The organism is Rossellomorea sp. GQ25 (assembly GCF_059758515.1).
On sequence record NZ_JCAXEQ010000007.1, the window covers coordinates 106128 to 129805 of the forward strand.

A 23678-nucleotide genomic window follows, 5' to 3' on the forward strand; every position below is an offset into this window, starting at 1 on the left:
GCTCAAGTGACTCCTTTGTTCCTTGCATTTTATAAAACCATTTATGTGTAGGAATACGGAAAGGGACCAGCGATGAGCTGTCCCTTCCCGTTTTAAGTTACCTATAGTGTACTATTTTTCAGCCGTTTTGGCGATTGGCAAGAGCCCATTCTGCAGATTTCACTGTGTTATACAGTAGCATCGTAATCGTCATTGGGCCGACACCACCAGGAACAGGTGTAATTTTCCAGGCCTTTTCCTTCACTTCTGAAAAATTCACATCCCCACAGAGTGCACCGTTTTCATCACGATTCATTCCGACGTCAATGACTACGGCTCCCGGTTTAATATCTTTTGCGCCGATTAAATTTGCTTTTCCTACTGCAGATACGATAATATCTGCCTGCTTTGTGTAGAAAGACATATTCTTCGTTTTCGAATGGCAATACGTAACCGTTGCATTACGATTGAGAAATAAGTGACCTGCCGGTTTTCCGACAATATTACTTCTTCCTAAAATCACGACGTGTTTACCTTCTACTGAAATGTTTTCATATTCAAGCATCTTCATGATTCCAAGTGGCGTACAGGAATAGAAGGTATCTTGATCGGTCACCATTTTCCCAATGGAAACGGGATGAAATCCGTCCACATCTTTGGATGGAGAAATCGTTTCAATCACGGTTATTGGATTAATATGCTCAGGGAGAGGCAGTTGAACAAGTATGCCATGAATGTGGCTCTGTTCATTTAACTCTTCAATTTTATTCAGCAGTTCGGCTTGAGTTAAACTGGATTCATATTGATAAAGCTCTGAATGAATGCCCAGTTTACTGCACGCTTTTCTCTTCATTTTGACATATGAATGAGAAGCATTGTTATCACCTACCAGAATGACAGCCAAGCCTGGAGTGACAGCCTTTTCCTTAAGCTCCTCGATCTGACTATTTAATTGTTCTCGATAATGACCTGCAATGAGTTTGCCATCAATTATAGAAGCTGACATTCCATTGCCCCCTAACATTGTTAAGATTGACTTACCTTTGAAAGAACACCATTGATAAACTTGCTGGATTGATCATCTCCAAAGATCTTTGCAATTTCAACTGCTTCGTTAATGACTACTTTATTCGGAACATCTTCCACAAACAGCAGTTCATATACTCCTAATCGCAAAATGTTACGATCTACTTTTGCCAGGCGGTCAAATGACCATTTCTCAAGGTTTTCACGAATGTGCCCATCGATACGTTCTTGATTCTCGATGAACCCGAGAACAAGCTGTTGAAGATAGGCATCCATCTTTTCCTCTTCCTCCAGCACATTGGTTAACGCAACTTCTGGCTCAATCCCACTCATATCTATTTGAAATAACGCTTGTAAGGCCTTTTCACGAGCAACTCTTCTCTTCATCTTATATTTACTCCTTTTAATCCATCAATTTTCATACCTTTGATAATAGCACAAACTAAGGGTAATACGCACGTGTATGTAAAAAAATCAATATTCTGACAGAAAAGCGTAGCCGGGTTTGCCAGAGGCGAAAAGCATATGGCGAACCATTCGGAAAGGCGTTTTTGGCCTTTTTGAATGGTTTGACTTATGACCTCGAGCCTCTAAGCCCCGGAGCTGGACAATCGAAAAGCGTAGGCGGGTTGGTCAGGTCCGACAAGTATATTAAGAGTGAAACTGAAATAAAAATTAGGATTTCGTCTCTTTAATTGAACCTTTTATTAAGTATCCCTGAATAACGGATCAGATTGTTCGAGTAGCTTCTGAAATGGTGCCATTTGGCTGTAATATTTAGCTGCTATACCAGAATATTATCAACTTTCCACTACTTATTATCGACTTTCATACATATATTATCGACTTTCCGATTATATTATCCACTTCCCGACTTTTATTATAGACTTGTACTTTTCAAAGCAAGTGAATCCCCCCCTTTGGAGAGTTCTTTACACACAAAAAAGAACGGCCCCTAAAGGACCGTCCCACTCTTACATTTCGTCTTCAATTTCAGCTTCAAATTTCTGATTCTCAAATTGAACGCCTACGATATGAACATTCACTTCATCTGCTTCCAGAGCAGTCATGTTAAGCAGGGCTTGACGAATGTTATCCTGAATTTTTTGAGCCACTGTCGGGATGGCTACACCGAATTTCATAATGCAGTAGACATCTACGATGATTCCTTCCTCTGCAAGCTCAACTTTGACACCTTTACCGTGGTTTTTCTTTCCTAGACGCTCGACGACACCTGTTGCGAAGTTACCACGCATTTGTGATACGCCTTCTACTTCTGAAGCAGCGATTCCTGCAATTACTTCAATCACTTCAGGTGCGATTTCAATCTTCCCAAGGCCGTCTTTACCGTGAGACATTTGTAAAAGGTTTTGATTTTCCGCCATGTAAGGCACCTCCTGAATTCACACTAGGATTTCATTACTTCGTATTTCTCTAAGAACTTTGTATTAAATTCTCCACCAACAAAGGTTTCATGATCTAATAGTTTCAAATGGAACGGAATGGTTGTGTGTACACCTTCAACCACAAATTCACTCAGGGCACGTTTCATTCTTGAAATCGCTTCTTCACGAGTCGCTCCATAGGTAATCACTTTTGCTATCATACTATCGTAATATGGAGGGATCATATAACCAGGATATGCAGCTGAATCGATTCTTACGCCTATACCGCCTGGTGGAAGATACATTTCAATTCGTCCTGCTGAAGGCATGAAATTTTTCTCAGGATTCTCTGCATTAATACGACATTCAATGGCCCAACCAGTGAACGTTACTTCTTCTTGTGTAAGAGAAAGCTTTTCTCCTGATGCCACGAGAATTTGTTCTTTAATCAAATCGACTCCTGTTACCTGTTCTGTTACAGGGTGCTCTACCTGAATACGGGTATTCATTTCCATAAAGTAGAATGATTGATTTACGTAATCATATATAAATTCTACCGTGCCGGCACCAGTATAATCAACCGCTTGGGCTGCTTTTACTGCTGCTTCCCCCATTTTAACGCGAATTTCTTCTGTTAAAGCAGGTGACGGCGTTTCCTCAATCAGTTTTTGAAGGCGGCGCTGAATCGTACAGTCACGTTCCCCCAGATGGATCACGTTTCCAAAATTATCAGCCAGCACCTGGATTTCTACATGTCTGAAGTCTTCAATGAACTTTTCAATGTAAACACCAGGGTTACCGAATGCAGTCATAGCTTCTTGCTGTGTAATCGATACTCCTTTAACAAGCTCTTCCTGGCTTCGCGCAACACGGATCCCTTTACCACCTCCACCGGCTGTGGCTTTAATGATGACGGGATATCCCATGGATTCTGCAAGCTGTACAGCATCTTCTGCGTCCTTCACGATACCTTTTGAGCCTGGTACGATGGGAACGCCTGCTTCTCTCATGGTTTCACGAGCCACGTCTTTCGTACCCATCTTAGAGATCGCTTCTGGCGAAGGACCAATGAAGATGATGTTACAATCGCGGCACAGGTCTGCAAAATCAGAGTTTTCGGCTAGAAATCCGTAACCCGGGTGAATGGCATCACAATCTGTCAGTTTTGCCACGCTAATGATGTTTGTGAAATTCAGGTAGCTGTCTTTCGATGCAGTCGGTCCAATGCAATAAGCTTCATCCGCTAATTGAACATGAAGGGCTTCTTTATCTGCTTCAGAATAAACCGCTACACTTTCAATGCCTAAATCTCGGCATGCACGAATAATACGTACCGCAATTTCTCCTCGATTGGCGATTAATACCTTTTTTATCATATCTATTTTCGCTCCTTATTCAGGTTTGACCAAGAATAACGGCTGTCCATATTCAACCAATTGACCGTCTTTTACTAAGATTTCAGTAATTTCACCTTTTACTTCCGCTTCAATCTCATTAAATAGTTTCATCGCTTCCACGATACATACTACAGAGCTTTCATCGACTTTATCTCCAACTTTCACGTATGGACCTGCTTCCGGGGAAGAAGATTGATAGAACGTCCCTACCATAGGAGAAGTGATTTTATGTAAGTTTGAATCTTCTGCTTTCGCTTGTAGAGCTTCTTTTTCTTCTGTAACTGAAGGAGCTGTTTCCTGTACCGGCGCTGGAGCCTGCTGTACTGCATGAGCTGCAGGTTTTACTTCCTCTACTGCCTGAACAACTTGTGGTTGCCCGGAAACTGTTCCACCATTATTCTTTTTAAGTTTTATTTTCGAACCATCATGCTCGTATGTAAACTCATCAACACTAGAATGATCTACGAGTTTGATTATTTCACGAATTTCTTGAATTTTTAACACGGTTGACACCCCTCTTATAGTTTAAATAATTATGACTAGCTACTAATATCATACGATAATACCTCGTATAAATTCAATATGCGATTCCTACCATTCTGTAAAGTGCATACAACCCTCCTCTCTATTCTAGACCTTTTTAGGAAAAAAATAAAATAATAGAAGAATTTTTTTGATTTCTGAGGGATCTTATGTGTGATACAAGTCATTGCTTTCCTTTTTCAAACAAAGGCTCTTTTCGCAAAGATTGTTGCTATTTTACCTGAGAAAGTAGTAGTTGATTTCCACTACAGGATGCTTGCTTTCCGTGGGGCGGGCGGTGAGCCTCCTCGTCGCTGCGCTCCTGCGGGATCTCACCTGTCTAGCTACGGCGGCTAGCCCCTCGAGGTCATAAGTTAAATGGTCCAAGAGGCAAAGAGCGCCTTCTTAGGCCCATTCATCTTATGCTTGTCGGGGCTGGGCGAGCCGCCTCCGCTTTTCGCTGTCCCGCTATTCCCGCAGGAGTCGAGCACCTCTAGCAGAATCAACTTTCTCAGCATGAGTTTACTAATAAAATCTAAGTAAATACAATTAACTTAGAAATAACCTCTTTTAAAGAGAGTAGTGGTCGATTCCCTTTTATAAACTAAAAATTCTGTTTTCTTTAGATTTTCTTGTCTCTTTTAACCCATATCACGAAATTTTTTTATAGATGGTGAGGAAAACCGCGTAGACTCCCCGCGGAAGTACGGGTGTGCCGAGACCCCGTTTGGCTAAGCTGAGGAGGCCCGGCCGAACGCTAGCTGCAAGCGAAGTGGATTCCCTCACCATCCAGCACACACTAATTGACAGAACTTCGCAGATGCAATGTTATTAAACAACAATCTTTTAAAAAGGAGCATAAACAAAAAATGGCCACCTGAAGGTTCCCCTTCGGTGGCACTGGTTTAGACGTTAATTTGTTGGCTGGAATTCAACTGCTACCGGTTTCATCTGACCAACTTCACTCATCACAAGGCGGATGATTTCATTCGCATCGGCTGTTGAGTGCTCTTTGTCGGATTTCACAGTAATGCGGATATTTTCACCGTTAGCTCTGACTAACGCATCTTCATAACCCATTGTTTTAATCATTGTTTCTAATACGGATTCTGTCATGGCCAACTCTCTTAAATTCTCCATTTCCTCATAGGCAGCGCTTTTTTCCTCTGCTGATACATCGGCGTTGGCTACTTTTGCTTCCAGTTCTTCACGAAGCTGTTCGCGTTGGTCCAATACTTCAATTCTTAAAGCTTCGAACATTTCATTTCCAGCAGCGTCCGTTACGACTTCCATGTCAGACATGGTTTCCTTCCCATCTTCTTTCGCTTGCTCTTTTCCGTTCTTTTCTTCATAAGCCATATCTGTCACTTGTTGCGTTGGAGATGTAATGTAGTAAACTGAAAGCACGATCACAAGACTCAACATCGTTAATAACCAAACTGTTTGTTTTTTAAGTAACATCTATCATTTCCCCCTTATTTTTTGGGCAGAACCGATACCCTGTGACTTGGTACGTCTAATCCGCGGGTAACAGCCTCTATGATCCATTTTTTGATTTGTATATTATCGGCCCCTTTTGCTACAACAAGGACACCGCTGACTTTAGGTTTTTTAGTTTCTTTCACAATGGGAACTTCTTTCTCTCCATTCCTCACGATGACCATTTCTTCCTCTTGTGATTTATCCTCAATCGATCTTTTTCCACCTGACTTATCTTCTTCAGCGGTCGTTTGTGACTGTGTGGATTCATTCTTTTCATACACTTTTGACTCTGTTGCCTCTACATTGACAACAACGTGTACTTCGCTGACCCCGACAATTTGATCCAGGGCTTCTTTCAGTTGGTTTTCGTATTGATCTTCATACCCTCTCATGGTGCCATCCGATTCCTTATGGCTGGAGCCGAATGTTGCGACCTCTGCAGGGGCTCCTTCGTCTACTGATTTCGAGACCTCCAAGCTGCTATCTCTGCTCCAAAGATCACTGATAAGCATAAAGGCGACACCTACTAACAGCACAATGAGAAAGTATTGTAACTTATTCCCTTTTTTATCTTTTGGCGGTGAATTGGCATTTTCCTTTGACAGCCATTCCTTCAATGCGTTAAGCGGACCTTTATTAAAGTTCATTGGCTTCCCCAGTCCCCCCTTCAACTGTAATGATTATTTTGTCTGGTGTAAGATTCCATTGCTCGGCAAGTAAGGAGGCCATTTGGGACGTACTTTCTTCAGGCGTTTTCTTTCTCGGCTCAGCTCCCGTATCGATCTCCACGTTTTGAACAGTTTCAATCGAAGTGTTTTCTTGATTGTCTTTTACAAACACTGTCACTTCTGTGATACTATCCGGGACATTTTCCAGATCATCTGCTTTCACTTCAACCTTCTCAATGACCTTACCGTGTTCATCCATCATCTCCTTTTCAGCTTTTTGTTTCATTTGGACAGCCATCTGTTCTAAAATATATGCACGTTGTGAGGCTTGTATTTCTTTTTTCTTCATTTCTATTAAATTTTCTACTGAATTATTTTGAGAATCTCCATTTATATCAATTGACTCCATCACCGTATCAAAATCGGTTGCCATTAATTTAAATAAGGGTGTAAGGATAATGGTGATCAACAATAAGCCAGTCACGATTTTCGCATATTTTTGCATGTTGGAACTGGGAAGAAGCATGTCAATGACGGTGGCTAAGAGAACAAAGATAATAATATTTGTAATCCAATCGGTGAGAAATGACATGACGGTACTCCTTCCTCTTTATCGCATCATCATCGTGATATTTCCTGCTGCAATGATGACGGTAAGACTCAAAAAGAACATAAAGGACACAATGGCAAGGGCCGCAAAGACATACATCACACTTTTGGCAATGATATCGAGACATTCTATCACCGGTCCGCCACCGAGGGGTTGAAGAAGAGCAGCTGCTAATTTATAAATAAACGCAATCATGAGGATCTTGATTGCGGGAAAAGCTGCAATGATCAGAACAATAGCCACACCAGCGATTCCCACCGTGTTCTTTAAAAGAACGGAAGCGCTGATCACTGTATCCGTCGCATCCGTGAACATTCTGCCGATCACAGGTACAAAATTTCCGGTAACAAATTTCGCTGTTCGAATGGTAATCCCATCTGTCACCGCTGCCGTGGCTCCCTGCACCGATATCACACCAAGGAAAACGGTCATGAAGGCTCCTAATAACCCGATACTCCATGTGCGCAATAACTGTGCCAGCTGCGTCACTTTATAATGAGTGGAAAGGGTACTTACGATACTTAATAGCGCCGCCAGAAATAGCAGGGGGAGAACGACATTTTGGATCAACAAACCGCTTGTGTTCATTAAAAAGATAATCACAGGATGGAAAAATGCTGCAGATACGATTCCTCCAGAAGCGGCAATAAGGGCTAACAACAGAGGTATGAGGGCAATGATGAAGTGAATCATGGTTGAGATAGCATCCCGGGTGTAATCAATTGCCACGTGAAAACTATTAAGGGCGATGATGATCAACACCATGAACACAATGCTATAAGCAACCTTGCTGACACTCCCTCCTTCGAATGCATTCTGCAGGGATTGCAGAAACATACTGAAAATCGTGAGCAGAATCAGAGTTCCTAATAGCTTTCCATTCATCACAAGCTCCTGGAAGGCGAACTTGAAGATTCCACTAAACCATGCTTTAAAAGAAAACTCTTTTTCTCCTTTGATAAAATCAACCAAACTGCCCTTTTGACTTTCAGGAAGATAGCCACCGTATTGATCCACGATACTGTTCCAGAATCCTTTTAATTCTTCGATTCCTAATTGATCTAACTGCTGATCGATCATTTGCTGTTGAATCGTCGAATCGGGCGGATTCTGTTCTTCCCCTTCTTCAGCTTGTCCACTGGAGGCTCCTACGAAAAAGATTACGAGTGCTATGACGAATATTCGATATATTTGCAACATTTTTTTCCACCTCTTAACGTTTCGCTTATCCAGTTGGGATCATGTTGATAATCGTTTCGATAATCACTGTTAAAATAGGTACCGCCATTGCTAAAATCAAGATTTTCCCTGCAAGCTCCACTTTCGCTGCAAGTGCTCCTTGTCCGGCATCCTTTGTAATGTGAGAAGCGAATTCCGCTATGTAGGCGATGCCGATAATTTTGAGAATGGTTTCTACATACACCATATTCACATTTGCATTCGCAGCCAGCTTTTCAATCATATGAATGATGGAGTAAATTTGATCGATCAGAAATAAAAAAATCGAACATCCTACAAACACAATAAGTAAAAAAGCAAAATTTGGTTTCTGCTCTTTTACAATTAAAGCCAGAAAGGTCGCAACCAGTGCTATACCAACAATTTGAATGATTTCAATCGCGGACGCCCCCTCTAACCTTGATATAAGAAGACAGATTTAATCTTCTGGAACAGATCATCGACAATCGAGGCTACCATAAACAGAATATAGATGAACCCAAAGAGGGTAACCCACTGTGCATATTCTTTCTTCCCGACCTGATCTAAAATCGTATGCAAAAAGGCCACTACAATCCCCACCCCTGCGATCTTGAAAATAATATCCACATCAATTCCCATATTCATTTCCCTCCCGGTTTCTAAAAGCTGTTCTCGCAAGCGATTGGCGTGTATAAAAGTATTGACCTATGAAGCATCGTTAGAGTAATAAGATAATCAATAATAAACCTGACAAAAACCCCAAGCTCTTCGTCATCTTTTCATATTTTCTCTGCTTTTCTATCGCCTCTGATTCTTCTCTTTCCAGATGTTTTAGCGCTAACTGTATATGTTTCTGCTGGGTCATCATGTCGTGTTTGCCCAGGTTTTCTCCAAATTGTTTCAGGATTTCGTATTCACCTGCTTTAAAAGCCGTTAATTTCCATATATCATTCAGGCTTTCTTCCCACGCTTTCTTCACTGAAATCTCCTGCTCCGTTAATTTCTTTGAGAACGTTTCAAAGAACCATGAAACAGGTTTTTGCAGCTGCTTGGAGATCTTTCTCGTTGCTTCATGCAAAGGGGTATGGCTGTACGTGATTTCTGCTTCCAATGACTGAAGGGCCACCTTCAACAACCGAAGCTGCCTCGGTCTTTCCGTTAAATATTTAGACGCTTCGAATCCTGCCCAGGAAGTAGAAAGCAGGATGAAAACAGCACCAATTAGTTTAATCATTTATGTCACACTCGCTTTTTTCAGAAGAGATTGGCCGTGTTCATTCCATACTTCATGAACCTTACCAGGGTCATCCCCTCTCCTTAGTTCAATAAAGCGCTCGATTGTTTGAAGATTCACGATGTCCTTGATTACGGGTCTCTTCGCTACTTCGCCAAATGTAGATCCATGTGTCGTCATCACAAGGGTAATGCCTGCATTTACTGCTTCCTGGATAGCTTGACCATCTTCAATCCGACCGATTTCATCTACAATCAGGACGTCGGGACTCATGGAGCGGATCAGCATCATCATCCCTTCAGCCTTCGGACATGCATCCAGCACGTCCACTCTCGGTCCAAACATCAGCTGAGGAATCCCGTTTACACAGCCGGCAATTTCTGAACGTTCATCGACAATCCCTACTTTAAAAGGGGGGATATTTTTTTCAGGGACCCCCGTCGAAATCATACGTGCAAGATCTCTTAGCAATGTGGTTTTCCCTGTCTGAGGAGAGCCGATTATCATCGTATGCTTCCAACCATTATCATAAACATATGGAAAAATAGATTGAGCTATGCCAAGCTTTTGTCTCGCAATACGGATGTTGAAGGAAGACAGATTCCGAATTCCTTTCACCACACCACCCTCTAGAATAACCTTTCCAGCAAGACCGACTCGATGTCCGCCTTCAATCGTGATATATCCTCTCTTCAGTTCCTCTTCCAATGTATAAAATGAATGCCTGGATAGTTTGTTAATGAGCTGTTCGCTATCTTCCTCGGTAACGGTATAAGAAAGGAAATATGGCTTCCCCCTTGCCGTGACCTCCAACACACGGTTGGTACGAACCCTAATTTCTTCAATTCGGTCAATAAGATCTTGTGGAAGGCTCAGGACTTTGTCAGAAATAGTGCTGGGTAGTAAGGCTAGAACTTCTTGCATATAGGTACCTCCTAATCTTGTTCCACTTCGGAATGTAGGAAGACGGAAATGAACCTTCGTACATGCTTCCCGATAATACAATGTATTCTAGTGAAATGAGATTATGACAGTAGAGTTAGAAGATTTGAGATGGGGACTGGGAGTTTTGGTTTGGAGAGTTGTAGATGAAGGGGAATGTGGATTCGGAAATTGCTGAAATTTGCTGAATGGCAGATACCCCAAGACGGAGGGGGTTTACACTCCCCCCACCACTAACAAAAAACAAAAAAAGCCCAAACGAGAAAAATTTCGCTCAGGCTTTTCACACTCAATTATCCACGTGATACGTAAGATCCGTCCGTTGTATTAATGATTAATGTGTCTCCTTCGTTGACGAAGAACGGTACGTTAACCACCAATCCTGTTTCCACTGTAGCAGGCTTTGAACCACCGGAAGCTGTATCGCCTTTGATGCCCGGCTCTGTTTCAGTTACTTTCAATTCAACTGAGTTAGGAAGCTCTACTCCAAGAGTCTCTCCTCCGTACATCATGATAGACACTTCCATGTTTTCTTTCAGGTATTTCAATTCATATTCGATGGAAGAAGCAGGAAGTTCGATTTGATCGTAGCTTTCGTTGTCCATGAATACATGCATGTCACCATTAGCATATAGGTATTGCATTTTACGGTTATCGATTTGAGCTTTCCCTACTTTTTCTCCTGCACGGAACGTTTTTTCCTGGATGGCACCTGTGCGCAGGTTACGAAGTTTGGAGCGAACGAATGCTGCCCCTTTACCTGGTTTAACGTGTTGGAAATCGATTACTCGCCAAATCCCGTTATCGACTTCAATAGTCAAGCCTGTACGAAAATCATTTACTGAAATCATATTTATTTCCTCCTATTGTCTAGTAGACCTGTCTTTAGGACTACAATGGTAGAATGATTAGATCTTTTGTAGAATGTGTCAGTGTTTCATTGGAATCTTCTGTTATGAGTGTATCATCTTCAATACGAACACCGCCAACGCCTGGAACATAGACGCCCGGTTCAACCGTTACGATCATTCCAGGCTCCAGTACCACATCGGAACGGGAGGACAATCCTGGTCCTTCATGAACTTCAAGGCCGATTCCGTGTCCCAGTGAATGTCCGAAATACTCTCCATAACCCTTTTCTGTTATGTAATCACGTGCAATAGCATCCGCTTCTTTACCTGTCATACCAGGCTTGATTTTTTCCATAGCAAGAAGCTGTGATTGTAGAACGACGTCATAGATCTCTTTCAATTTCTCACTTGGTTCTCCTACCGATAAAGTACGTGTCATATCGGAGCAATATCCTTTATAATATGCACCATAATCCAACGTTACAAAATCACCTTTTTCAATGACTTTATCACTGGCCACCCCATGAGGAAGTGCAGAACGATTACCTGAAGCAACGATGATATCAAAAGATGAAGATGTCGCGCCCGCTTTTCTCATGAAGAATTCTAATTCATTGGAAACTTCTAACTCTGTCACACCCGGTTTAATAAAATCTAATATATGCTTAAATGCTGCATCGGCAATATCCGCCGCATCCTTAATTATCTTAAGCTCTTCAGGTGTCTTAATCAAGCGTAACTTTTCTACTAACCCTGATACCGGTACAAGTTCTGCTTCAAGCACTTCGCGATAGCTATCATACGCACTAAATGTCATGTAGTTCTTCTCGAAGCCCAATTTCTTAATCCCTAGGTTTTTCACTTGTTGGGCTACTTCCTCATGGATGGGTCCAGTATGCTGGACGATTTCAAAATCGGCAGCCTGCTCGGTTGCTTGCTCGATGTAGCGGAAATCTGTTATGAATAATGCTTTCTCTTTAGATATCAGAACAACACCTGATGAACCCGTAAAGTTTGTCATGTACCGACGGTTGTAGGTACTTGTAAGTAAAATCCCGTCAAGTTCATTTTCTGAAAAAGTCTCTCGTAATCGTTCAATTTTCATTCAATTCCACTCCCTTAATGTTCTGTATGATCGCTTGTAAAGCCAATTCGTAACCAAACAGTCCAAATCCGACGATCTGGCCAACCGTTTCAGCTGCCACGACAGATTGATGTCTAAACGCTTCCCGGGCATGGATATTTGATATATGCACTTCCACTACCGGTACTGATACCGAAGCCACTGCATCTCTTATCGCATAGCTGTAATGTGTGAAAGCACCGGGATTCAGGATGATTCCCCCATACCCTTCATCCTCTGCCTTGTGTATGTAATCAATCATTTCCCCTTCATGGTTCGATTGAGCTGAAAAGAGTTGAAAGCCTTCACCTTCTGCTTGTTTCGAAAGCTTCCCCTCAAGTTGCGGCAGGGTGACATGTCCATAAATATCGGGTTCACGTTTCCCCAGCCTATTTAAGTTAGGACCATTTAAAAGCAAGATTTTCATCATATGTAAACCCCTAAAAAAATAGAATGTTCATCATGAACATTCTAACACAAACCTTATGCCTATACCTACATAATTGTCTGATAATGAGGATATGTTAATGTGAAACTTCCCCTGATTTTTCTTTCTCATTCTGATGTCTCAATTCATTTTCTTCATAAGAAATCGAATAGCCAATAAATACGCCATACAAAATATACAAGCAGAAGGTTGTGATCAAAGTGTGATAATCAATGGATGTAAAGGATTTAATGCTCGGGAAGAGCGGATTGAGCAGTAAAAAGAAAGCTAAGTATAACGCTACACCGTAGGCAACCCCTACCCACATAGACTTGAATTTTCGTAATAAACCATAATAAATGAGGGCCACACCTATAGAAATCACTCCGTAAGCCACAATGGAAAGAACGATTCCAATCCATTTGTCCACCCAGTCACCAACCGCCCACGGCTCAAATATAATATTTGGCTCGATTTTCGTAAAGGAAAAAAAGTAACAAAGGTAAGCAATTGCACTCCATAACATTCCCCCAATAAAGCCCGTCACAACAACCATTCCCATGAATGAAAGTGGTTTTTCACCCTGATTCTGCTCTAAACGTGGATTCTCCTTGCTTTCTTCTGTTCCATCCTGAATCTTTTCATGTTGTCCCTTTTGTTCAGCCATCTGTAACACCTCCATTCGTAGTATGTCCCATTGATTTAAACATTTGCATGGTTTTACTTATTTTTCATCTATGGGTAATGAAGAAATATGGATAATAAAACGCTATCTCTAGTGCTTTGATTCATTTTTTAGTAAAATAGATAATATCTTTCCAAGTTTCAGAAAAATAACCTGAGCGATATTCACAGAAAATCGATAACTAATATGGTTAAATAACAAGGAAATTGTCTAGAATAATAGTATAGATATGTATAATGGATTGTATTGTTAGGAGGTGGCTTTGTTGAACGCTCGCAATATCTTTGTTATCACATTAATATTGTTAGCTATTGTTGGGTTGGGAACTTCCCTATTCGTAAATCCTTTAGGGCTAGTAAAACAATTACTTGTTACAGCAGCTGTGATCGGAATTATCTACTTCATTTACCGAAGATGGTTCAGCGGGAGGCGGGCTGGTAATAGTAATGAACAGAGAGCGTTTCTTAAAGCAGCCAAACAATCAAAGAGGCGGCATAAGAAAAAGTCTCCAAGTAAGCCTCAAGTATCAAACGCATCAAAGAAACGTTCGATACGAAAGAAATCCAATGCCAACCTTACTGTAATTGAAGGAAAAAAGAATAAGAAAAACAATCGAGCCTCACTTTAGGAGCTCGATTGTTTTATTAATACGGCCATTTTTGAAGAAAGGCTTCAGCTTTTGATTTTCCGTATTGAATGAGCTCTGCTCTTTTCTCCGGCGTTAACCCGAATTCGGTCGTGAGCACACCTTCAGTCGGAATAAAGATGATGTTTTTTTCAAGTTTTCTGGAAATGTATCTTGAATCATGTGCATCTTTCATCGTAGTAAAGAGGGCTTCATACATATCAATCGCATTTTTGATTTGTTTTTTTGGCTTTCCGACTAGATCGTGACTTAACTTCACCCCGATGACCGGCCTTACCTTTTTCACATTTTCCCGATCGAACAACCACATAGGGAAGTTACTGAGCACCCCACCATCCACCATGAGACTTATTCCTTCTAAAGATCGCAGCTTTACAGGTTCAAAGAAGTAAGGAAGACTCGCACTCATTCGTATCGCCCTGGCAACAGGAAAGGTTTCTTTCGCTATGCCGTACTTCTCAAGATCATCTGGGAGAACCAATAATCTGCCATTCGATAAATCCGAAGCGATGACCCGGAGTGAATGGGGTGGTAAATCGGCAAACGTATAAATTCCTCTTACTTTCAGCTTCTCTTCCACCCAGCTTTCAAGGGCCACTCCTTTATATAAACCTAAACGATAGTAAACCCGAAACCATTTTATAATAGGGAGAGAGATGATCGCGTTTGAGTCCAGCAATTTACTAAATTCAATACCATCCATGATTTTCAAGAGCTCCCTGCTCGAATAACCGGCAGCAATAAATGCTGCAATCACCGCTCCTGCACTTGTTCCAGCTAGCCTCTTAAACCTGTAGCCCTTCTCCTCTAATGCTTGATATGCCCCAATCAACGCGAGCCCCTTTATGCCTCCACCTGAAAAAACACCATCGATGTCCAAAGGTCCCACTCCTTCAATGTCTATTACTACATCTTTAATTCACAAAGCAGGATTTTAGACTAAAAAAATAGGAGGGGAACCAGTCCCCTCCTAACTTTCTTCATTTATTATAGTCCGCATTTCAGTTGAGCACCGCAGTTTGTACAGGTATTGCAGCCACCCATATCCTTTACCGTTCCTTTACGGCAGACTGGACACGTATTCCCGACTTCAGAACCAATGGTCACGTCTGTTGAACGTACGTCCTGAATCGTATCAAGTAACACGATCGGCTTTTTCGATGTAGGAATTTCTTTTTGTTCCTGCTCGTCCTCGTCATCAAAGCTGTTTTCTTCTGCTTTGAGGGTAAGAACTTGTGAATCACGGCTTCCGTCAACGTACACGGTTCCACCTTTTGCTCCACCTTTATAAAGTCGCTCATACACTTTTTCTACTTGCTCAACTGTATAACCACGAGGAGCATTAACCGTTTTCGAAATAGAGCTGTCGATCCAATTCTGAATCACACATTGGACATCGGCATGTGCTTGTGGCGCCAAGCTCATGGAAGAAACAAACCATTCTGGAAGATTGTCAGCATCTGCATCCGGATTTCTCTTCAAGTAATCCTCTACAATATCCGCTTTCACTTCAATGAACTTACCAAGACGACCGCTTCTGTAGTACGTGAATGAGAAATAAGGTTCAAGACCAGTAGATACTCCAACCATCGTACCTGTTGAACCTGTTGGGGCAACGGTCAATAGATGGGAGTTTCGAATCCCGAACTGTTGAATGTCGTCCCGTACATCCTCAGGCATTTTCTTCATAAAGCCTGTTTCCACAAACGCTTTTCGTAAAGCCTTCGTTTCTTCATCGGTACTTCCATTAAGGAATGGGAAGCTTCCCTTTTCCTTCGATAATTCAACGGATGCACGATAAGCGGTTGTTGCGATTGCTTCAAACACCTCATCCACCAGTTGATTGCCTTCTTCAGAACCGTATTCTTTTTCACAGTAGATCAACAAGTCTGCTAGACCCATTACCCCAAGGCCAACACGTCGCTCACCAAGAGCCTGCTTTTTGTTTTCTTCCAGGAAGTACGGAGTAGCATCGATGACATTATCCTGCATGCGAACACCCACTTCAACGGTACGCTTCAATTTTTCAAAATCAACAGTTTTCGTCTCTTTATTGGCAAACTGAGCCAGATTCACGGCTGCCAGGTTACACACTGAATAAGGAGCGAGAGGCTGTTCACCACATGGGTTCGTAGCAACTACCTTTTGACCATATGCTTTCGCGTTCGTCATATCATTCGCGTTATCAATAAAGAAGATTCCTGGCTCTGCAGAGTAGGTTGCACAAACATTGATAAGATTCCAAAGCTCTTTCGCCTTGATCTTACGGTAAGTCCGCACTTTGTAGCCGAGCTTTTCCCACTCACGGACGTCCCCTACGTTATGCCATTCTTCATTATAGTATTTCATTTGCTCTTCATTATAGCTTTCTACATCAGGGAAGCGCAGTTTATATTCACCATCGTTTTCCACGGCTTCCATAAAGTCGCTTGTCAGGCAAACTGAGATATTCGCACCTGTCAGGAATTCTGAATTATGGACGCTGTACGTTCCGCCTGTACGGAGCTTTTCTTCTGCATTCTTAAGGATTTTCGCATCAAATCCACCGTATCCAGGGATTTGTCTATAATTTAGGATTCCTTGATACATCGCTTCCTCTTGTTCTGTCAGAGGGGTGAATTTCAACTTATCCTCTGCTGCCTTTTTAATGGTTTCATCTTCTGTATTTTCAAGAAGATAACGTAAAATACGCGGGTTTTGCATTTTAGAAATGATGAATTCGATAATATCGGGATGCCAATCTGAAAGCATGATCATTTGTGCCCCACGTCTTGACCCGCCCTGCTCAACCAAATGAGTCAATTTAGCGATGTCATCCAGCCAGGAAACCGAACCGGAGGATTTACCGTTCACACCTTTTGCCAGGGTATTACGTGGACGAAGAGTCGATCCGTTCGTTCCGACACCCCCGCCTCGGCTCATGATCTCCATCACCTGCTTGCGATGTTCCGAAATCCCTTCACGTGAATCCTGTACGAAAGGCATCACGTAGCAGTTAAAGTACGTTACGTCCGTTCCGGCACCCGCTCCATAAAGCACCCTACCAGCAGGAACAAAATGCAGGTTCACTAATTCATGATAGAACTTTTCAAACCAAACTTGTCTCTTTTCAGGAGTTTCTTCCACTTCTGCTAAGCCTGTTGCGTTACGCTTCGCAATTTGTTCGTAGTAGACTTCCAGTGGCTTTTCGATTACATCAAGTGTTCTTGAGACGATACCGGTTTCCATTTCTTCCGGCTTGTCGATGGCACTTCTGTACTCTTCTTCAATCCAAACATCTGCTTTCTTTGTTTCCCAGTCGATGCTTGAAATGTAACCTAATCCTCTTGCAGGGAACTTAGGATCTTCTTTGATGGTGAGGACCACAAAATCCCCTTCAGAAAGAGTGATCTTTTCCGTGTCTTTGAAAGAATAGCGATCAATCATAACAAGACGGGATACACCTTTGTGTGTAGTATGCATATCTGGGGTTATAGGATGTACTTGAGGAAATAATCCAATATCCTGATTTAATCTTTCGATGTTTAATTTCATTGTGTTTTTCGACGCAACAGTCATAAAGACAACTCCTTCTATCTCAAATCTTTCTTTTGTTTGTTGTTTACTTTGATGTGTAATATCAAATAATACGATATCATAGCTCTATTAGAAAAGCAATAAATAAACACAACATATAGTGTGTAAAAAAATATTCGACACACCACATATTGTGTTTCGAGTCAATGGTTCATTTGTTTGTCAAACGGATAATAAGCCAATAGAAATAGAAAACAGGAGGAAATAATAGAAAATCATATAATACTCCGACCATTTCTATTAATTTAGAACTTGATATAAATCCAAGTCGCGTAATAGTTGGTAAAATAGGAAAAAAGCGACAAGCATCGCTTTTTTTCTACAAAAAAATTTTATCGTTTAAAATTCCAGTCATCTGATTCGTACCGGGTTTGGGCAAGGTCCACAACATATTGTGTTTCCTCTTCAGAAAGTTCATATGGTTCCAGGTGGATATTCAATCCTTCTTCAAAACCTTTTTTGAACGCTTCCTTCGCCATATCCATGGTGACCGTTTCAGAACTGATTTCGTTCATCGCAACGGCCTTGCTTTTAAATGCCCGCTGCATACGCTCTTTTACCCTGTCAGATGGATAATTAAACAGACTAAACAATTTATCTTCGTCCAGATCCAGGAGGATAGAACCGTGCTGAAGGATGACGCCTTTTTGACGCGTCTGGGCACTGCCTGCCACTTTCCTTCCTTCTACCACCAGTTCATACCAGCTCGGTGCATCAAAACAAACGGCCGAACGTGGATTTTTTAATCCTTCCCGCTCTTCTGCTGTTTTCGGAACAGCAAAGTAGGCTTCGAGTCCAAGTCCTTGAAATCCTTTTAAGATCCCTTCAGAAATCACTCGATATGCTTCTGTAACGGTTTTAGGCATTTCCGGGTGCTCTTCGGAAACAATGACACTGTACGTTAATTCATGTTCATGCAGAACCCCTCTGCCTCCCGTCGGTCTTCTGACAAAGCCAAGTCCGTGTTCTTTCACTGCATCAAGATTGATTTCCTTTTCTACCTTTTGGAAGTAACCGATGGAGAGCGTCGCGGGATCCCAGCCATAAAACCTGATCGTGGGAGGAATCTTTCCCTCGCTATGCCAATCCAGTAGCGCCTCATCAAGTGCCATATTATAAGAAGGGGAACAATTCCCTGAGTCAATGAATCTCCATGTTTCTTTTTTCATGCATCATACCTCATTTGCGTCTTCTCTCTGATATTTTGTTATGTAAAAAATCAACTTCATTTAAGTCCGTTACTAGTCTATCAAATCCAAAAGAAAAAACAAAGAAAAACAGACTGGAAAGTGTTTGCTGTAAAATAATAAATTTGTTTTGATTCTCAAGCACTTCATGAATATAATAGAAGATAGCGCATTTGTAGAAAGGAGCATGAATGATGGAAGGATTATATATTCTTTTAGTCGTACTTGGTGGAATCATTGTTTATTCACTCTTTACGTTCTTCTATCAAAAGAGAATTGTGAATACATTGACTGAAGAACAATTTCGAGCAGGATATCGTAAAGCTCAGTTGATAGATGTTCGTGAAGCGAATGAATTTGAAAACGGTCACGTACTTGGCGCACGAAATATCCCCCTCTCTCAAATTAAAATGAGACAAAAGGAAATCCGTGCCGATCAACCCGTTTACCTTTATTGCCAAAGCGGACTTCGCAGCGGAAGAGCAGCTCAAATGCTGCACCGCAAAGGATACCGCGACCTTCACCAATTGCAGGGCGGCTTTAAAAAGTGGACAGGTAAAGTAAAACATAAAAAATAATGTAAAAGGATTGCCTTTGGGGCGATCCTTTTTTTGATCTGTGGAAGAAGTGGGATGGGTTCGTTATTTTTTATATATTATAAAGGTCCGTCCCCCAAAAAATCCCCGCAGCGAATCGCTGCGGGGATTTCCAATTTTACACTCTTTAGCTTTCTTTTGAATAACGCAGAACCGGTTTTCTTGCTGCGAGTGTTTCGTCCATACGTTTGACGATGGTTGTGTGAGGTGCTTCCTGGACGATTTCAGGTGTTTCTTCTGCTTCTTTGGCAATCTGAATCATTGCATCAATGAAGGAATCAAGGGTTTCTTTTGATTCTGTTTCGGTTGGTTCTATCATCATGCATTCTTCCACATTTAATGGGAAGTAAATCGTTGGTGGATGATATCCGAAGTCCAATAGACGCTTCGCAATATCCAATGTACGGACGCCAAGCTTCTTCTGGCGTTTTCCGCTGATGACAAATTCATGCTTACAATGGCGATCGAATGGAAGGTCAAAGTGAGGCGCAAGTCGACGCATCATGTAATTTGCATTCAGAACGGCATTTTCCGTCACGGCTCTCAGTCCGTCCGGCCCCATGGTTCTAATGTACGTATAGGCACGAACGTTGATGCCGAAGTTACCATAGTAAGGTTTTACACGGCCAATGGAATCAGGACGGTTGTAATCGAATTCGAACGTATCGCCATTTTTCACCAGGACCGGCTTCGGAAGGTACTTAATCAAGTCTTCCTTCACTCCGACAGGACCGCTTCCTGGACCACCGCCTCCATGAGGGCCCGTAAATGTCTTATGAAGATTTAAATGCACGACGTCAAATCCCATATCTCCTGGTCTGGCTTTTGATAATACGGCATTTAAATTGGCACCATCATAATACAACTTTCCGCCTGCTTCATGAATGATTGCAGCCATTTCCAGAATATTTTCTTCAAATAATCCAAGAGTGTTCGGGTTGGTCAGCATCAGGGCTGCTGTATCATCTCCAACTACACGCTTAAGATCCTCCAAATCAACCAAGCCGTTTTCGTTTGATTTTACAGTTACGGTTTCGAAACCTGCTACTGTCGCACTGGCAGGGTTCGTTCCATGAGCAGAATCCGGTACAATGACCTTCGTGCGGTGGGTATCACCATTTGCTTCATGGTAGGCACGGATCATCATAAGACCAGTCCACTCTCCATGAGCACCGGCTGCAGGTTGAAGGGTCACTTCATCCATGCCTGTGATTTCTTTCAAATGTTCTTGAAGGTCATACATCAGTTCCAGTGCACCTTGAACGCTTTCCGCTTCCTGGAGAGGATTGATATGGGCGAATCCATTCAATCGCGCCACGTTTTCATTCACCTTCGGATTGTACTTCATTGTACAAGACCCTAGTGGATAGAAACCGGAATCTACACCATGATTACGTTTTGATAACGCCGTATAATGGCGCATGATATCCAATTCAGAAACCTCCGGAAGATGCGGTTCTTCCGTACGGATATAATCGGTTGGAATGAGGTCAGATAATTCTACCTGAGGTACATCCATTTCAGGTAAGCTATAGCCTGTACGACCTTCTTTAGATAATTCAAAAATAAGAGGTTGATCTTGCTTATTCATGACAATCCCCCAATTCTGCTACAAATGCGTCGATTTCTTCTTTGCTGCGAAGTTCAGTAACAGCCACCAGCATGTGCTGTGATAAGCTGTCATCCATTAGTCCTAAATCATATCCACCAATCATTTCTTTTTCTAGAAGCTTTTGATTGATTTCTTTAACCGGCATATTTACCTTTACCACAAACTCATTGAATGATGGTCCATCAAATGCAATGGAAAACCCTTTAGCTTTAAAAGCTTCTTTTGCATAATGGGCTTTTTGAATATTTTGAACGGCCATTTCTTTGACGCCTTGTTTTCCTAGAGCCGTCATAGCAACAGATGCAGCGAGTGCATTTAATGCCTGATTGGAACATATATTAGACGTGGCTTTATCACGACGGATATGCTGCTCACGTGCTTGAAGAGTCAGAACAAATCCTCTGATTCCATCTTCATCGACGGTTTGACCAACAAGACGGCCTGGTACTTTACGCATAAGCTTCTTATTTACGGCAAAGTATCCACAGTGAGGTCCACCGAATGCACTTGGAATTCCAAATGGCTGTGCATCACCAATGACGATATCAGCTCCTAATTGTCCTGGAGGAGTAAGCGCCCCTAATGCAAGTGGGTTTGAAGAAACCACGAACATCGCTTTATCGGCATGAGTCACTTCTTCGATCACTTTCAGGTCTTCCACTCTTCCGAAGAAGTTAGGGTACTGGACGATTACCGCTGCAATTTCATTACTCATTAATTTCTTAAGTTCTTCCACATCCGTAACACCATTATTGTGCGGGATTTCCGCCACTTCTATATATTGACCTTTTGCATAAGATCGTAAAACATCACGTGATTCCGGATGCACGGTACTTGAAACCAGTACCTTTTTACGACGGGTCTGCCCTGCACTTAGCATAGCTGCCTCTGCAAGAGCCGTTCCTCCATCGTACATGGAAGAGTTGGCTACATCCATGCCAGTCAGTTCACAAATCATCGTTTGGAATTCAAAAATGGCTTGAAGTTCTCCCTGAGAAATTTCCGGCTGATAAGGTGTATAAGCTGTATAAAACTCAGAACGTGATAATACATGATCTACGATAATCGGCATGTAGTGGTCGTATACTCCTGCCCCTAAAAAGGATGTATGACTTTTTAAGTCAGCATTCTTCGCTGCCATTTTGGTCAATTCTTTTACCAATTCCGTTTCTGACTTCGCTTCTTTGATTTTGTAATCCCCTTTGAAACGAACTTTCTCAGGAATATCTTCAAATAGATCGTTAACGCTGTCTACTCCTATGCTGTCTAACATTTCCCTTTGATCCTGCTCTGTCATCGGTAAATAACGATGCTTCATGACCGTCATTCCTCCCTATTTCTTTGGTCTTTTATAGAATGGTGTCGCTACTACTTTCGCTTTTAACTTTTTCCCTCTGATTTCAACCAGTACTTCTGTATCTAAAGAAGTAAACTCTTTATTAAGTAATGCTAATCCTACATTTTTCTTTAGTGTTGGAGATTGCGTACCGGTTGTGACTTCCCCTATTTCTTCTTCACCGGCATACACTTTATATCCATGACGGGGAATTCCGCGATCGATCATTTCAATCCCGACGCTTCTTCTTGGAGCGCCTTCTTCCTTTTGATGTTTCAGCACTTCTTGACCATTAAATGGAACCTCTTTATTCACTTTTACGGCGAATCCAATCCCTGCTTCGATCGGCGTGATCGATTGAGATAATTCTTGTCCGTAAAGTGCAAGATTCGCTTCAAAACGCAATGTATCACGTGCACCAAGTCCGCATGGAAGTACACCATGCTCCTTGCCCGCAGCTAAGACCGCCTTCCAGATTGCTGCCGCATCATTTGCATCACAGTAAATCTCAAATCCGTCTTCCCCTGTGTAACCGGTACGTGAAACAAGTGCTTGCTTTCCGTCTATGTTCACTTCGGTCTGAAATTTAAAAAATCCGATATCGCTTAGTGAATGCTCGTTTGTAAGTATTTGTAAAACCTGTTCAGCAAGTGGACCTTGAAGTGCCAATTGCGCCATATGTTCAGAGATGTTATTGATTTCTACGCCATCGACTTCATGTTCTTTCAGCCACTGAAAATCTTTATCTATATTTGCTGCATTGACAACAAGCAAATAATCATTATCTTTTATTTTATAAACTAATAAGTCATCGACCGTCCCACCATTTTCGTAGCACATAGCCGTATACTGAGCTCCTCCGTCTTTTACTTTGGAGACATCGTTTGTCATCATTCTTTGTAAGTAGTCAAGAGCCCCTTCACCCTTCACTTCAATTTCTCCCATATGAGAAACGTCGAATAGTCCAGCCCGGGATCGTACCGCTTCATGTTCTTCTTTAATACTTGAGAATTGCACTGGTAAAGCCCAGCCACCGAAGTCGATGGTCTTTCCTCCATACTCTTTGTACACTTCGTATAAAGGTGTTTGTTTTAACTCTGACATGACTTTTCCCCCTTTGTCTTCCTTACATGCATAATCCTTAACCAAGTTTTATCCCATGAAAAAAAGGACAGAAAAACCCCTTTTCATAAA

Annotated in this window: 25 protein-coding genes; 2 read left to right on the forward strand and 23 right to left on the reverse strand. The window is 41.9% G+C overall.

What is annotated here, in order from left to right; genetic code table 11:
* Positions 1 to 118: 118 nt before the first annotated feature.
* From folD to AC6CIB_RS20125, 17 genes are all read right to left on the reverse strand, one after another.
* Positions 119 to 985, reverse strand: coding sequence for a bifunctional methylenetetrahydrofolate dehydrogenase/methenyltetrahydrofolate cyclohydrolase FolD (gene folD / locus AC6CIB_RS20045; RefSeq protein WP_498283692.1), 867 nt, complete (start codon positions 983 to 985; stop codon positions 119 to 121).
* Between the two features lie 20 nt (positions 986 to 1005).
* A complete protein-coding gene (nusB, locus tag AC6CIB_RS20050; RefSeq protein ID WP_149157739.1) occupies positions 1006 to 1392 on the reverse strand; it encodes a transcription antitermination factor NusB in 387 nt (128 codons plus the stop codon).
* A gap of 587 nt (positions 1393 to 1979) precedes the next feature.
* A complete protein-coding gene (locus AC6CIB_RS20055) occupies positions 1980 to 2390 on the reverse strand; it encodes an Asp23/Gls24 family envelope stress response protein (protein ID WP_034758025.1) in 411 nt (136 codons plus the stop codon).
* A gap of 23 nt (positions 2391 to 2413) precedes the next feature.
* Complete coding sequence (gene accC / locus AC6CIB_RS20060) at positions 2414 to 3766, reverse strand: acetyl-CoA carboxylase biotin carboxylase subunit (RefSeq protein ID WP_498283694.1); 1353 nt, start codon at positions 3764 to 3766, stop codon at positions 2414 to 2416.
* 15 nt (positions 3767 to 3781) lie between these two features.
* Positions 3782 to 4291 (reverse strand): acetyl-CoA carboxylase biotin carboxyl carrier protein, encoded by a 510-nt coding sequence (gene accB / locus AC6CIB_RS20065; protein WP_498283696.1) that lies wholly within the window; start codon positions 4289 to 4291, stop codon positions 3782 to 3784.
* Positions 4292 to 5221: 930 nt separating this feature from the next.
* Positions 5222 to 5770, reverse strand: coding sequence for a SpoIIIAH-like family protein (locus tag AC6CIB_RS20070; protein ID WP_498283698.1), 549 nt, complete (start codon positions 5768 to 5770; stop codon positions 5222 to 5224).
* Between the two features lie 14 nt (positions 5771 to 5784).
* The gene (gene spoIIIAG / locus AC6CIB_RS20075; RefSeq protein WP_498283700.1) at positions 5785 to 6438 is read right to left on the reverse strand and encodes a stage III sporulation protein AG; all 654 of its coding nucleotides are present in this window, start codon (positions 6436 to 6438) and stop codon (positions 5785 to 5787) included.
* Positions 6428 to 7051 (reverse strand): stage III sporulation protein AF, encoded by a 624-nt coding sequence (spoIIIAF, locus tag AC6CIB_RS20080; RefSeq protein WP_498283702.1) that lies wholly within the window; start codon positions 7049 to 7051, stop codon positions 6428 to 6430. Before spoIIIAF ends, spoIIIAG begins: the two co-directional genes overlap by 11 nt.
* A gap of 18 nt (positions 7052 to 7069) precedes the next feature.
* Positions 7070 to 8269 carry a stage III sporulation protein AE gene (gene spoIIIAE / locus AC6CIB_RS20085; RefSeq protein WP_498283704.1) on the reverse strand — a complete coding sequence of 400 codons (1200 nt, stop codon included), beginning with the start codon at positions 8267 to 8269 and terminating at the stop codon, positions 7070 to 7072.
* A gap of 25 nt (positions 8270 to 8294) precedes the next feature.
* Positions 8295 to 8687, reverse strand: coding sequence for a stage III sporulation protein AD (gene spoIIIAD, locus AC6CIB_RS20090; protein ID WP_172655798.1), 393 nt, complete (start codon positions 8685 to 8687; stop codon positions 8295 to 8297).
* 14 nt (positions 8688 to 8701) lie between these two features.
* Positions 8702 to 8908 (reverse strand): stage III sporulation protein AC, encoded by a 207-nt coding sequence (spoIIIAC, locus tag AC6CIB_RS20095; protein WP_034758004.1) that lies wholly within the window; start codon positions 8906 to 8908, stop codon positions 8702 to 8704.
* 79 nt (positions 8909 to 8987) lie between these two features.
* A complete protein-coding gene (gene spoIIIAB / locus AC6CIB_RS20100) occupies positions 8988 to 9503 on the reverse strand; it encodes a stage III sporulation protein SpoIIIAB (RefSeq protein WP_498283706.1) in 516 nt (171 codons plus the stop codon).
* Positions 9504 to 10427 carry a stage III sporulation protein AA gene (gene spoIIIAA, locus AC6CIB_RS20105; RefSeq protein ID WP_498283708.1) on the reverse strand — a complete coding sequence of 308 codons (924 nt, stop codon included), beginning with the start codon at positions 10425 to 10427 and terminating at the stop codon, positions 9504 to 9506.
* Positions 10428 to 10738: 311 nt separating this feature from the next.
* Positions 10739 to 11296: an elongation factor P gene (efp, locus tag AC6CIB_RS20110; RefSeq protein ID WP_034757996.1), complete on the reverse strand. Its 558-nt coding sequence runs from the start codon at positions 11294 to 11296 to the stop codon at positions 10739 to 10741.
* 40 nt (positions 11297 to 11336) lie between these two features.
* Positions 11337 to 12401 carry a M24 family metallopeptidase gene (locus AC6CIB_RS20115; RefSeq protein WP_498283710.1) on the reverse strand — a complete coding sequence of 355 codons (1065 nt, stop codon included), beginning with the start codon at positions 12399 to 12401 and terminating at the stop codon, positions 11337 to 11339.
* Positions 12391 to 12849 (reverse strand): type II 3-dehydroquinate dehydratase, encoded by a 459-nt coding sequence (aroQ, locus tag AC6CIB_RS20120; protein ID WP_498283712.1) that lies wholly within the window; start codon positions 12847 to 12849, stop codon positions 12391 to 12393. The genes AC6CIB_RS20115 and aroQ overlap by 11 nt, the downstream gene beginning before the upstream one ends.
* A 94-nt stretch (positions 12850 to 12943) precedes the next feature.
* Positions 12944 to 13513, reverse strand: coding sequence for a YqhR family membrane protein (locus AC6CIB_RS20125; RefSeq protein WP_498283714.1), 570 nt, complete (start codon positions 13511 to 13513; stop codon positions 12944 to 12946).
* A gap of 283 nt (positions 13514 to 13796) precedes the next feature.
* Here AC6CIB_RS20125 and AC6CIB_RS20130 point away from each other — a divergent pair, with 283 nt between their 5' ends.
* Positions 13797 to 14159: an SA1362 family protein gene (locus AC6CIB_RS20130; RefSeq protein WP_498283716.1), complete on the forward strand. Its 363-nt coding sequence runs from the start codon at positions 13797 to 13799 to the stop codon at positions 14157 to 14159.
* A 16-nt stretch (positions 14160 to 14175) separates the two neighbouring features.
* On the opposite strand, the gene AC6CIB_RS20135 is transcribed toward AC6CIB_RS20130, so the two are convergent.
* The 3 genes from AC6CIB_RS20135 to AC6CIB_RS20145 form a co-directional block, all read right to left on the reverse strand.
* Complete coding sequence (locus AC6CIB_RS20135) at positions 14176 to 15057, reverse strand: patatin-like phospholipase family protein (RefSeq protein ID WP_498283718.1); 882 nt, start codon at positions 15055 to 15057, stop codon at positions 14176 to 14178.
* A gap of 107 nt (positions 15058 to 15164) precedes the next feature.
* Positions 15165 to 17735, reverse strand: a complete 2571-nt coding sequence (locus AC6CIB_RS20140; RefSeq protein ID WP_498283720.1) for a vitamin B12-dependent ribonucleotide reductase — start codon at positions 17733 to 17735, stop codon at positions 15165 to 15167.
* A 350-nt stretch (positions 17736 to 18085) separates the two neighbouring features.
* Complete coding sequence (locus AC6CIB_RS20145; RefSeq protein ID WP_498283722.1) at positions 18086 to 18922, reverse strand: lipoate--protein ligase family protein; 837 nt, start codon at positions 18920 to 18922, stop codon at positions 18086 to 18088.
* A 212-nt stretch (positions 18923 to 19134) separates the two neighbouring features.
* Here AC6CIB_RS20145 and AC6CIB_RS20150 point away from each other — a divergent pair, with 212 nt between their 5' ends.
* Positions 19135 to 19518: a rhodanese-like domain-containing protein gene (locus AC6CIB_RS20150; RefSeq protein WP_498283724.1), complete on the forward strand. Its 384-nt coding sequence runs from the start codon at positions 19135 to 19137 to the stop codon at positions 19516 to 19518.
* A 145-nt stretch (positions 19519 to 19663) separates the two neighbouring features.
* Here AC6CIB_RS20150 and gcvPB read toward each other — a convergent pair whose 3' ends face one another.
* The 3 genes from gcvPB to gcvT are packed head-to-tail and all read right to left on the reverse strand — an operon-like array spanning position 19664 to position 23588.
* Positions 19664 to 21127, reverse strand: a complete 1464-nt coding sequence (gene gcvPB, locus AC6CIB_RS20155) for an aminomethyl-transferring glycine dehydrogenase subunit GcvPB (RefSeq protein WP_498283726.1) — start codon at positions 21125 to 21127, stop codon at positions 19664 to 19666.
* Entirely contained in the window at positions 21120 to 22466 is a 1347-nt protein-coding gene (gene gcvPA, locus AC6CIB_RS20160) for an aminomethyl-transferring glycine dehydrogenase subunit GcvPA (RefSeq protein ID WP_498283728.1), read from the reverse strand. The genes gcvPB and gcvPA overlap by 8 nt, the downstream gene beginning before the upstream one ends.
* Before the next feature lie 15 nt (positions 22467 to 22481).
* Positions 22482 to 23588, reverse strand: coding sequence for a glycine cleavage system aminomethyltransferase GcvT (gene gcvT, locus AC6CIB_RS20165; RefSeq protein ID WP_498283730.1), 1107 nt, complete (start codon positions 23586 to 23588; stop codon positions 22482 to 22484).
* Positions 23589 to 23678: the final 90 nt, after the last annotated feature.